The 11,948-nt window shown below is 67.0% G+C and carries 7 protein-coding genes; 5 read left to right on the forward strand and 2 right to left on the reverse strand.

The genetic code is table 11. The features are described from left to right. Positions 1–117 precede the first annotated feature (117 nt). From SMA01S_RS16235 to SMA01S_RS16250, 4 genes are all read left to right on the forward strand, one after another. Positions 118–2,361, forward strand: a complete 2,244-nt coding sequence (locus tag SMA01S_RS16235; RefSeq protein ID WP_066824674.1) for a xanthine dehydrogenase family protein molybdopterin-binding subunit — start codon at positions 118–120, stop codon at positions 2,359–2,361. 187 nt (positions 2,362–2,548) lie between these two features. Next, positions 2,549–3,553, forward strand: coding sequence for a ferrochelatase (gene hemH / locus SMA01S_RS16240; protein WP_066824675.1), 1,005 nt, complete (start codon positions 2,549–2,551; stop codon positions 3,551–3,553). Between the two features lie 50 nt (positions 3,554–3,603). After that, a complete protein-coding gene (gene phbB / locus SMA01S_RS16245) occupies positions 3,604–4,326 on the forward strand; it encodes an acetoacetyl-CoA reductase (protein ID WP_066824678.1) in 723 nt (240 codons plus the stop codon). 318 nt (positions 4,327–4,644) lie between these two features. Next, positions 4,645–5,649, forward strand: coding sequence for an amidohydrolase family protein (locus tag SMA01S_RS16250; protein WP_066824681.1), 1,005 nt, complete (start codon positions 4,645–4,647; stop codon positions 5,647–5,649). Positions 5,650–5,667: 18 nt separating this feature from the next. Here the strand turns inward: SMA01S_RS16250 and galA are convergent, their stop codons facing one another. Both galA and SMA01S_RS16260 read right to left on the reverse strand, forming a co-directional pair. Beyond that, on the reverse strand, positions 5,668–8,577 hold the full coding sequence (gene galA, locus SMA01S_RS16255) for a beta-galactosidase GalA (protein ID WP_066824684.1): 2,910 nt from the start codon (positions 8,575–8,577) through the stop codon (positions 5,668–5,670). A 53-nt stretch (positions 8,578–8,630) separates the two neighbouring features. Next, positions 8,631–9,368, reverse strand: coding sequence for a GntR family transcriptional regulator (locus tag SMA01S_RS16260; RefSeq protein WP_066824688.1), 738 nt, complete (start codon positions 9,366–9,368; stop codon positions 8,631–8,633). 265 nt (positions 9,369–9,633) lie between these two features. Here SMA01S_RS16260 and SMA01S_RS16265 point away from each other — a divergent pair, with 265 nt between their 5' ends. After that, entirely contained in the window at positions 9,634–11,946 is a 2,313-nt protein-coding gene (locus tag SMA01S_RS16265) for a beta-N-acetylhexosaminidase (protein WP_174543161.1), read from the forward strand. Positions 11,947–11,948 lie beyond the last annotated feature (2 nt).

Below are 11,948 nucleotides of genomic sequence, written 5' to 3' on the forward strand. Positions count from 1 at the left end.
CCCCGCCATTCACTACCGGCCGGCTTGTTCCTAGTTTGTCGCGGGCCCCCTCCACCACGCGACTTCGTCGCGCGGTCCCCCTCCCCGTCCCGGGGAGGATTTGCTAGGCACCATCTAATGCCCGATGAAATCCCGACCAAGAAGCGCCTGACGCGCCGCCAGTTGCTGATCGGCGGCGGAGTCGGCGTCGGGCTGGTTGTCGCGTGGACGGTCTGGCCGCGGCGTTACGGCCCCAACCTCACCGCCGCCAAGGGAGAGCACATCTTCAACGCCTGGCTGAAGATCGGTGAGGACGGACATATTGCGGTCGCGGTGCCGCAGGCCGAGCACGGGCAGGGGAGCTGGACGACCTTGCCGCAGATCGTTGCCGATGAGCTCGGCGCCGACTGGCGTACCGTTGCGGTCGAGCAGGCGCCGCTCAATCCGCTTTATGCCAATCCGCTCGCGGCGTCCGAATTGTTCGAGGGCGTGTTCGACCGGTTGCCGCAGGATTTGCGCGATGGCCATGTGACGCGGTCGGCGCTGATGCTGACGGCGGGGTCGACCTCGGTGCGCCAGTTCGAAGGCGCTTTGCGCGATGCCGGCGCCGCGGCGCGCGTGCTGCTGCAGAAAGCAGCGGCGAAGCGGTGGAATACCGATTGGCAGGCGACCGGCACCGCGCAGGGCTTCGTCGTTCATGACAAGGACAAATTGCGGTTCGGCGAGCTCGCTGCCGAGGCCGTCGGCGGCAGTTTGCCCGACCCATTGCCGCTGCGTGCAGGCGAAAGCGGCCGGCTTTCGGGGCAATCGCTGCAACGGCTCGACAGCCCCGCCAAGATCGACGGCTCGGTCAATTTCGCCGCCGATATGCGCCTGCCCGGCATGGTGTTCGCGGCGATCCGCCAGGGCCCGACGCCCGACAGCCGGCTGGTCAGCGCCGACAAGGCGGCGGCGGATCGCGTGCGCGGCGCGCTGAAGGTGGTCGAGGGCGAATATTGGGTCGCTGCCGTCGCCGACAATTGGTGGGCGGCCAACCGGGCGCTGGGTGCGCTCGTGCCGCGATTTGCCGCGCCGATCGGCGGGGCGAGCGATTACTCGATCCGCAGCGCGCTCGACGCGGCACTGAACGGCGATGGTGTCCGGATCGGCGCCGCCGGGGATGTCGGCGCCGCCTTCCGCGGCGTGCAGGTGGTGAGCGCCGAATATCGCGCCGCGCCGGCGCTCCATGCCGCGATCGAGCCGCGCGCCGCGACTGCCGCCTGGAGCGACGGGACGGTCGAATTGTGGATGCCGACGCTCGCCCCGGGCCTCGCGCGATCGGCGGTCGCCACGGCGATGGGTGTCGGCGAGGATGCGGTGATCGTCCATCCCATGCCGATCGGTGGCGGGTTCGGGATTGGGCTTGAATCGGAAGCCGGCGTGCAGGCAGCGGCGATCGCCCGCGCGGTCGATCGGCCGGTGCAATTGACCTGGTCGCGCGCCGAGGATTGCGTGCACGACCGTTTCCGCGCGCCGGCCGCCGCGCGGATGACCGGCCGCGTCGATCAGAACGGACGGCTGGTAGGGCTGCTCGCCAAGATCGCCGCGCCGTCCACCGGGCACGAGCTCGCGAGGCGGCTGTTGGCGAGCGACAAGGCGGCGCAGGCCGCGCTGGCGCTTCCCGCCAATGGCGATGCCTATGCGGTCGCCGGCGGCACGCCGTTCTATCAAATCCCCAATTGGGCGCTCGATCATCATCCCGCGGATGTCGGCATCCCGACCGGCTATTGGCGCTCGGGCGCGCACAGCTACACCTGTTTCTTCACCGAATGTTTCATCGACGAACTGGCGCACGCCGCCAATACCGAGCCGCTGTCGTTCCGCGTGGCGATGCTGGGTGGGAATGCGCGGCTGGCGCGTTGCCTGACCACGGTGGCGGCGCTCGGCGGTTGGGAAGGCGGCGTGGCGGGCAGTGGCCAGGGGATCGCCTGCCACAGCTTTCGCGGCAGTCATATCGCGGTGTTCGCCGAAGCGCATATCGAGGAGGACCAGACGATCGGGATCGACAGGATCGTCGCCGCGATCGATTGCGGGCGGCAGATCAATCCCGACATCGTCCGCCAGAATATCGAAGGCGGATTGGTATTCGGCATCGCCCAGGCGCTCGGCGCCTCGACCCGGTTCAAGGATGGTCTTGCCACCGTGCGGGGATTCGGCGATCTCGATCTGCCCGTGCTCGCCGACATGCCCGACATCACTGTGGAGTTGATCGCCAGCGAAGCCGATCCCGGTGGCGTGTCGGAGATCGCCGTGCCGCCGGTCGCTCCGGCCATCGCCAATGCGCTGCAATCGGCGACGGGGTTCAGGATCCGCAGCCTGCCGTTGAAGATTGGGGAAGCATGATGCGCGCCTTGAACCCCAGCCGTCACCCCGGCCTTGTGCCGGGGGCCAACCGTCCGCAACGGAATCCCGCCATTGTTGCGCCTTGGTGTTCGAGCGAGATCGTGTCCCCCGGACACGATTTTGGCTTGCTGGGGGCAAGCCAAAGCTCGAACACGGGACAAGCCCGGCATGACGGGGAGGGCTTGGAGTGACGATACCCCCAAACCACCCCTCCATCCCAGCTCCCCGCGTCGGCTTGTTGCTGGTCAACCTCGGCACGCCGGATGAGGCCAATCCGCAGGCGGTGAAGCGCTATCTGGCGGAATTCCTGTCCGACCGCCGCGTGGTCGAAATCCCCGCGCTGGCCTGGCAGCCGATCCTGCGCGGGATCATCCTCAACACGCGGCCGAAGAAGTCGGCGCACGCCTATAGCCAGGTCTGGACCGACGCTGGATCGCCGCTCGCCGCGATCACCCGCGCCCAAGCCGCCGCGCTCGCCGACGCGTGGCCCGGCGTGACGGTCGATTGGGCGATGCGTTACGGCAATCCCGCGATCGGTGATCGGCTAGCGGCGCTGAAAGACGCGGGGTGCGACCGCATCCTGATCGCGCCGCTCTATCCGCAATATTGCGCGGCGACGACGGCGACCGCCAACGACAAGGCATTCGCGACCCTGGCCGGGATGCGCTGGCAGCCGGCGATCCGCACCTTGCCGCCCTATCATGACGACCCGACCTATATCGCGGCGCTAGCGGATTCGGTGCGGCAGTCGCTGACCGCGCTCGATTTCGAGCCGCAGGCGCTGATGGCGAGTTTTCATGGCATGCCGTCGCGCACGCTCGATCTCGGCGACCCCTATCATTGTCAGTGCCAGAAGACCGCGCGCCTGCTCGGCGAAGCGTTGGGGCGCGAGCTGACCGTCACGTTCCAGTCGCGGTTCGGTCGGGCGAAATGGCTGGGGCCGGCGACCGATGCCACGCTGACCGAATTCCCGGGGCGGGGCGTCACGCGCGTGGCGATCGTCGCGCCCGGCTTCTCGGCCGATTGTCTGGAGACGTTGGAGGAACTCGCGATTCGCGGGCGGGAAAGTTTCCTCGCCGCGGGTGGCGCGCAATTCGCCTATTTGCCATGTCTCAATGATAGCGAGATCGGCATAGAGATGCTTCGCGATATCTTGTCGCGGGAACTTGCCGGTTGGATCGGCGCTCAATAGCCTCGACCCGACGACACCGCCCGAATCGGGGCCAACAGGAGAGAAAGCGAATGGCACGCGTAGCGATCGTAACCGGCGGAACGCGCGGGATCGGCGAGGCGATCAGCCTGGCGCTCAAGGATATGGGCATGACCGTCGCGGCGAATTACGCCGGCAATGACGAGCGCGCCCGCGAATTCAGCGACCGCACCGGGATCAAGGCGTTCAAATGGGACGTCGGCGATTACGACGCCTGCCAGGACGGCGTGAAGCAGGTCGAGGAACAGCTCGGCCCGGTCGACGTGGTCGTCAACAATGCCGGCATCACCCGCGACGGCACGATCCTCAAGATGACCTACCAGATGTGGAAAGAGGTCATGGACACCAATCTGGGCGGTTGCTTCAACATGGCCAAGGCGACTTTTCCCGGCATGCGCGAGCGCAAATGGGGGCGGATCGTCAATATCGGCTCGATCAACGGCCAAGCGGGGCAATACGGCCAGGTCAATTACGCCGCGGCCAAGTCGGGCATCCACGGCTTCACCAAGGCGCTGGCGCAGGAAGGCGCGCGGGCAGGCGTGACGGTCAACGCGATCGCGCCGGGCTATATCGACACCGACATGGTGGCGGCGGTGCCGGCCGACGTGCTCGAAAAGATCGTCGCCAAGATCCCGGTCGGGCGGCTGGGCCAGGCGCAGGAGATCGCGCGCGGCGTGGCGTTCCTGTGCTCGGAGGATGGCGGGTTCGTGACCGGGTCGACGCTGTCGATCAACGGCGGGCAGCATATGTACTGACAGGCGCAGGCGCGGAAGCAAGCTTCCGCGCCGGTCGCGCATTGCGCGAGCGCCCGGCACGGCCGGCGGGTCGGCGAAGCCGAACCCGTCCGACGCCGGCGGCTTTGCCGCCGGCGGGCGGGAATTTTACCTAAGATGACCGCCGCCGTTGCGTCGAGGATGCAGGCTGCTCAACCGATTCGGAACGATCGGCACACCCGCATTGACCGGGCCAACGCATTGTCTCGAGGCATGACCTGCGAGGTCATGTCGCGGCGGCGGCGCGCTTGGTAACCGATCCGGACGGCGCGACAGCGCGGTTCAGTTCGGAGTGACGATATGCAGATCGCGCGCAGGGATTTCCTCAAATATGGCGGGGGCACGGTGGCGGCGCTCGCGCTTCCGGGAGGGCTGGCCGCTGCCAATGCTCCTCGCAAGCCGATCATCGACGTCCACATGCACGCTTATCCCGCCACGATGAAGCTGCCCGTCCCGATCGTGAACCCGATCACCGGCGCGAAGAGTCCGATCGTCACCGGTGCGGACCATCTCACCGCCTGTCTCGAGCAGATGCGCAAATACAATATCGTCAAGGGCGTGGTCAGCGGTGGCGATGGCGACCGCTTGCAGGCGGCCTATGATTGGCATGATCGCGATCCGGCGCGCATCGTCGCCGGCGCCGGCATCCGTGGCTCGGAGGACACGCCGTTGCCACCGCTCGATACGCTGCGCAGCGCCTTTGCCTCGGGCAAGCTGAAGGTATTGGGCGAGGTCACCGCGCAATATGCCGGCCTGTCGATCAGCGATCCCAAATACGACCCCTATTTGGCCCTTGCCGAGGAATTCGATGTTCCGGTGGCGATCCATCTCGGCACGATGCCCGCGGGCACCACGTTCGATCCGTGTTGCCGCTCGGCGCGGGCGGCGTTCGGCCATCCGGAGACGGTGGAGGGCGCGCTCAACAAGCACCCGAAACTGCGCGTCAACCTGATGCACAGCGGCTGGCCATATGTCGAAGAAGCCGAGGCGATGATGATGCTCTACGACAACGTCAATATCGACACCGGCGCGCTGTCGTGGCTGCTGCCGCAGCCGGCCTTTCACGATTATCTGCGCCGGCTGGTCGATGCGGGCTTCGGCAAAAGGGTGATGTTCGGGTCCGACCACATGTACTGGCCCGACGGGATCGGGCTCGCGGTCGAGCATGTCGAGGCCGCGACCTTCCTGACCGAGGAGCAGAAGCGCGACATCTTCTACAATAATGCGGCGGCCTTTTATAAGCTGGCGCCCGTGGCTCCCAAGGCACTCTCCGATGCAGATGCCTCCGGCACAGCGAATGGCTGATGTTAGTGTGCTGGCCTTCTAGCGCGTGGTGATCGCTACCGGGCCCAGAATGCCCGAGGGCCGGCCGGCCGGCGCATCGACGAGCAGCGCGACGATGCGTGGTCCGGCGCCGGGCCCGATCGGCGCGCGTAAGGGAGCGGTATCGGCACCGTCCTTGACGGCTATTCGGGTGCCGTCGATCCAGAGCTCGGCCTTGCCGCCAACCGCGTCGAATGCGATCACGCCTCCCTCGGCGGCGATGCGCTTCCAGGGGATGATGCGCGCTCGGTAGATGCGCCACCCCGGCTGCGCCTCTCCGGGCGTGGGCTCGCCGCTGCGGATGAAGTCCCAGCTATTATTGTCGCCGTCGGCGGGGGCCAAGCCGGGATCGGGACGCTGGGTGAAGACCGGCGAACGGCGCCAATCGCGTAATTTCAACACGGCCGGAACGACCGCGATCTGCGCGCGCGGGGCGATATCGGCGCGGCCGAGCGTCAGCACGGCAGGTTTCAGTCCGGACGCCGTGGCGCGTACGGTGATGCGTCCCCGGCCCGCGTCGGCGCGGACGATCAACTGGGCCAGGCCATTGAACAGCGACCGTTCGCCCGCAGGCCCCGCGAACTGCTCGGGCTCGTGGCTGTTGGGATCGCCGTTGCCGACACCCAGTAGTGTCGCGCCCTCGACCGTGAAGCGTGTCGCCAGATTGGCGGTCGGGACGTGGCGGCCGCGGGCGTCGATCGCGTCGATGGTGATCGGCTGGGCGTCCTCGTCGTCGCCGGCCATGACCGTGCGCGCAGGGGTTAGCCGCAGCGCCACCGGCGCGCCCGCCGTCTCGTGCACCGCGGTCGCCACCACCTTGCCGCCGCGCATCGCGCGCGCCTCGATCCGGCCGGGAGCATAGGGCACGGCCCATTCGTTCCCCATGATGCGGTCGACCCGCTGCACGCCAAGGTCCCGGCCATTGAGCATTAGTGCCACGGTCTCGGCGTTGCTGGTGACGAAGACCTTGATCGGCTCGCCCTCGCGGCCGGGCCAGGTCCAGTGCGGAGCGATCGCCACAACCGGCCGGTCGACGATCCAATGTGCGCTGTGGATGTCGAACGCGGTCTTGGGAAAGCCGCACAGGTCGAGAATGCCGAAGAAGCTGGAGATGGTCGGCCATTCGTACGGTGTCGGCTCGCCGTGATAGTCGAACCCGGTCCAGACGAAGCCGCCCGCGACGAACGGGCGCTCGACGATATTCTTCCACGATGCGCGGTGCGTGCCGCCCCAGCTCGCCGCATCGGTGTCGTAGGACGTAATGACATGTCCGGCGGAATCGGTGGCGAAGGCGCCGCGCGTCTCGAAGGCGCTGGTGTCCTCCGAACTCGTCATCGGCTTGGTCGGGTTCAGCCGGTGAAACTTGTCGTAATCGCCCTGGTAATAGTTGAAGCCCATCACATCGACGACGGTCGACACGTTCGAGGGATTATAGAAGGAGCCGTTCATCGCGGCGGTGATCGGGCGGCTGTCGTCGAGGCGGCGGACGGCGGCCGACATGCGCCGCACCATCTCCACCCCGGCCTCGGTGCCTTGCATCGGCTCTTCGTTGAACACCGACCAGAGGATCACGCTGGGATGGTTGCGGTCACGCCGGACGAGCCATTCGAGCTGGGCGAGATAGTCCGGTGCCGGATTGAAGTTGCGATTCTCGTCCATGACGAGGAAGCCCATCCGGTCGCACCAGTCGAGCAACTCGGCGGTGGGCGCGTTGTGCGACATGCGGATCGCGTTGCAGCCCATCGCCTTGAGCCGCTCCAGCCGCCAGGCGAGCAGCGCATCGGGAACCGCGACGCCGACCCCGGCATGGTCCTGATGGAGGCAGACTCCCTTGATCTTGACCGGTCGGTCGTTGACGAACAGCCCCTTGTCGGCATCGAAGCGCACTGAGCGGAAGCCGATCGCGACGCGGCGTTCGTCGACGATCTCGCCACCGCGCAGCACGCGGGCGCGCAGCGTATAGAGCGTCGGCGTCTCGACCGACCAGCGCGCAGGAGTGCCGGCATCGAGCGTCAGCGCGGCATCGGCTCGTCCAAGCACGGGGACGGTTACGTCGGTCCGTTCCGTCGCGATCTCGCGACCGTCGGGATCGAGCAGGCTTGCCTCGACCGTCACGCTCGCAGCGGCGCGATCGATGCTCGCGAGCGTCGCGGTGACGGGGACGCGCCAATGTCCGTCAGGTGTCTGGCGCGGATCGCAATGGACGCCGTCGCTGACGATCGCCACAGGGGCGCGGCGAACCAGCCAGACGTGGCGGTAGAGGCCCGCGCCCTCATACCACCAACCCTCTTTGGCATTGGCATCGGCGCGTATGACGATCATGTTCGTCTCGTCGCCGAAGCGCGCGAAGGGCGTCAGGTCGACATAGACGCTGTTATAGCCCGACCAATTGTGCGCTGCGAGGCTACCATTGACCCAGATCGTCGCGTTGGTGGCGATGCCGTCGAAATGGAGTTCGATCGTCTTGCCGCGATCGGCCGGGTCGAGCCGCAGCGCGCGCCGGTACCAGCCGATGCCGCGCGGGCGGTACCCTTGCGAGACGTTCGCGGTGCGGACGAAGGGTTGCCCCGCCGCCCAGTCGTGCGGCAGCCGCACCTCCGCCCAGTCCGAATCGTCATAGACCATCGCCGCCGCGCCGAAGGCGTTGCCGGCCTTGACGCTCAGATAGGTGTCATTGTGCCCCTGCGGCTCGGGCGTCGGGATGTCGCCTTCATGGAAACGCCAGCCAAGTTCGAGGCGCGTGCGCGAGGGATCGGGATCGGGGAGCCGCGGCAAAAGGCGCCGCTGGGGCGCCGGCATCGGGAAGCCGTGGCCGTCGCCTGTCCCTTGCATGACCACCGCCGTCCGCCCGGGTACCGCGAGCAGCGCGCCGGCGCCGGCACCCCCGAGGAGAAGTTGGCGGCGATCCATTGCTGATACTCCACTGGATGACAGACGGCCGATTATGCGCGGAACGCGCGGTGCTAGATGTCGCTCAGCTCGGCGACGAAATCATAGGCGTCGCCGCGATAATAAGAGCGGGTGACCTCGGCCGGGCGGCCGTCGCGCAGAAAGGCGCGGCGCTCGATCAGCAGGCCGGCATGGCCGGGATCGACGCCGAGCATGCGGGCATGCTCGCCGCCAAAGGGCACTGCTCTGAGCCGCTGCAGCGCGCGCACTGGCCGATTGCCGACCTTTTCTAGCGCGCCGTAAAGCGAATCCTCGACCGCATCGACCGAGGCGAGGCAATAGCCCGCGATGGTCGAGAATTCGAGCGCCATCGGTTCGTCATCGGCATAGCGGATACGCGCGAAGCGCAGCACCGGCGCGCCTGGCGAGAGCCCCAGCATCATCGCTTCTTCCGGGTTCACCTGGCCAGGCGCGCGCGAAATCCAGCTGCTGCTCGCCCGGCGGCCACGCGCCGCCATATCCTCGGTGAAGGAAGAGAGCTTGGAGAAAACCTTCTCGACACGCCCGGTGACGAAGGTGCCGGCACCGCGCCGGCGGGTGAGCAGACCCTCCTCGACGAGCCTGCCGATCGCTTTGCGCACGGTGATCCGCGACACGTCATATTCGGTGGCGAGATCGCGCTCGGGAGGAATCGCGTTGCCGGCGACGAGAATGTCGGCGCCGATCGCGTCGCGAATGAGCTGTTCGAGCTGGAGATAAAGCGGGGACGGATTGTCCTCGCGCAAACGTCCTATCTGATCCGAGAACGCCATCAATTCTTCCCCCCGGGAGGCGCCTTGTCGCCATCGTTGGCTCGCATGGGGTAACGCTATCGCAACCCGTGGGGTCGAGCAATGGGATGGTAGTGGATTTATATTGGTATCTATCAGCAAAGCGAGTCCCGACGCAGAGTCTGGGCTGGACACAAGGAAAAAGGGCGCCGCCGGTAACGCTCCCTATTGTGGGATAGGACCTATATTGGTTACACGTTCGCAGGCCGCGTCGGCCGGCGGAGGACAAAAGATGCGGATTGCCGGGATGCGGCTACGTGCTCTGAGTTGGGCGATGCTGTTCTGCAGTTCCGGGGCTATGGCACAGGCATCCGATCCGCTGCCGCTGACGCCTTTTCCCCAATCGGTTGCGCGCGGGGCCGGCAGCTTCACCGTGTCGGACGGCGCGGCGATCGGTACCGCACCGGACGACAAGGGCGCCGAGGCCGCGGCACGCGTGCTGGCGGCGCATGTGAGGATCGAGCGCGGACTGAAGCTGACTGCGCTTGACGGCCCCGGCGCAATCACGCTTGCGCGCGACGCATCGGTCCGCGGCGACGAAGCCTATCGGCTCGTGGTCGATGCACGGGGTATCCGCATCAGTGCCTCGGGTGACCGCGGGTTGCTGTACGGCGCGATGACCGTCGCCCAGTTGCTGAGCCCCGATCGCCGCTTCGGCAAGCCGGTAAAGGTGCCGGCGGTGACGATCGAAGATGCGCCCCGCTTCGGCTGGCGCGGGCTGATGCTCGACGTGGCGCGCCATTATCAGCCGATCGAAGCGATCTACGCGGTCGTCGACCAGATGGCGTCGGTGAAGCTCAACACGCTGCATTTACATCTGACCGACGACCAGGGTTGGCGCTTCGAAGTGAAACGCTATCCCAAGCTGACCGAACTGGGTGCGTGGCGCACGCCGCCCTCGACTGGCGGTGCGCCGGGCGCCAAGGTGGGCGGCTTCTACACGCAGGAGCAATTGAAAGCGCTGGTCGCTTATGCCGCCGAGCGGGGCATCACCATCGTCCCCGAGATCGACTTGCCCGGACATGCCCAGGCGCTCGTCGCGGCCTATCCGGAGTTCGGCGTGTTCGGCGACCGGCCGGGCGTGTCCCACGACTGGGGGGTCAATCCCTATCTGCTCAACCCCGGCCCCAAAGGCGTCGCCTTCGTCAAGCAGGTGCTCGACGAGCTGATGGCGGTGTTCCCCGGCACCTTTATCCATCTTGGCGGCGACGAGGCGATCAAGGACCAGTGGCAGCGCTCCCCGCAGGTCCAGGCCCAGATCAAGGCGCTCGGGCTGAAGGATGAGAATCAGCTGCAAAGCTGGCTGATCGACGAGTTCGGCAATTATCTGGCCGCCAAGGGTCGGCGCCTGATCGGCTGGGACGAGATCCTCGAGGGCGGACTGCCTGCCTCGGCCTCGGTGATGTCGTGGCGCGGCGAGAAGGGCGCGGTCGACGCCGCCAACCAGGATCATGACGTCGTGCTGAGCCCAGCGCCGACGCTATATTTCGACAGCTTGCAGAGCGATCTCGGCGACGAACCGCCGGGGCGGCTTTCGATCCAGACGCTCGCCGACGTCTACAAATATGAGCCAATGCCTGCGGGGATCGACGCCGAAAAGGCAAAGCATGTGCTCGGTGCACAGGCCAATGCGTGGAGCGAGTTTCTCGTCACGCCCTATCAGGTGCAGCACATGCTCTTTCCGCGCGCCGCGGCGCTCGCCGAGATCACCTGGTCGGCAAAGGACAAGCGCGACTTCGCGAGCTTCCTGGCGCGGCTCGATCCCCAGATCCAGCGCTGGCGGCGCTCGGGCATGGAGGTCGCCGACAGCGCCTTCGCGGTAGGATTTCGACTTGAGGGTGCGCGTGGCGCGGCGTTGCGCACGAACCGGGTGCGCGTCGCGCTCGCGACCCAGGCGCCCTACGGCACGATCCGCTATACGCTCGACGGTACGGCGCCCGGCCCGAAGTCGCCCGCCTACAAGGCGCCGCTGGCGCTCAAGCCCGGGGCGACGATCCGCGCCGTGGCATTCGACGCCGGGGGCAATGCCACCGCCCGGCCGCGCAGCTTCGATACCGGCCGGGCGGCATTGCTGACGCGGACCAGCTCTGAACTGGTCGCCTGTCCGCACGGCGCCTTCGGCCTGCGCGTTCCGCTGACCTCTGAGGCGACCGACAACGCTCCGGTATTCAACGTCAATTTGTTCGATACCTGCAGCGCCTATCCGGCGGCACCGCTCGATCTGGCGAAGAGCTTCACGGTCGACGTTGCCCGGCTGCCACGGCATTATGGACTTGCACACGAGGCCAAGGCGCTGCGCGAACATTATAATGTCACCACCTATGGCGAACTGGTGATCGTCGCGCGCTGCATCGCCGCGGCCAAGGACAAGGCGATCGAGCCGGTCGTGGTCGCCACGTTCCCGCTACCCGATCCGGCGGCGGCGCCCGCGCGGTTCAGCCTCTCGGGCGCGCTGCCGGCGATGGCGGGCGACGAGGATATCTGCTTCCAGTTCACCGCGCCGCTTTCCGGCCCTTATTATGCGGTCGAACGCGCGGTGCTCAGCGAGGCGGCGAAGTGAGG

This window comes from Sphingomonas mali NBRC 15500 (assembly GCF_001598415.1).
GTDB lineage: Bacteria > Pseudomonadota > Alphaproteobacteria > Sphingomonadales > Sphingomonadaceae > Sphingomonas > Sphingomonas mali.

Bases quoted from the DNA above. Each gene is read 5' to 3' on its own strand.
- phbB (WP_066824678.1), top strand. From the start codon at position 3,604: ATGGCACGCGTAGCGATCGTAACCGGCGGAACGCGCGGGATCGGCGAG.
- SMA01S_RS16250 (WP_066824681.1), top strand. From the start codon at position 4,645: ATGCAGATCGCGCGCAGGGATTTCCTCAAATATGGCGGGGGCACGGTG.
- galA (WP_066824684.1), bottom strand. From the start codon at position 8,577: ATGGATCGCCGCCAACTTCTCCTCGGGGGTGCCGGCGCCGGCGCGCTG.
- SMA01S_RS16260 (WP_066824688.1), bottom strand. From the start codon at position 9,368: ATGGCGTTCTCGGATCAGATAGGACGTTTGCGCGAGGACAATCCGTCC.
- SMA01S_RS16265 (WP_174543161.1), top strand. From the start codon at position 9,634: ATGCGGCTACGTGCTCTGAGTTGGGCGATGCTGTTCTGCAGTTCCGGG.
- SMA01S_RS16235 (WP_066824674.1), top strand. From the start codon at position 118: ATGCCCGATGAAATCCCGACCAAGAAGCGCCTGACGCGCCGCCAGTTG.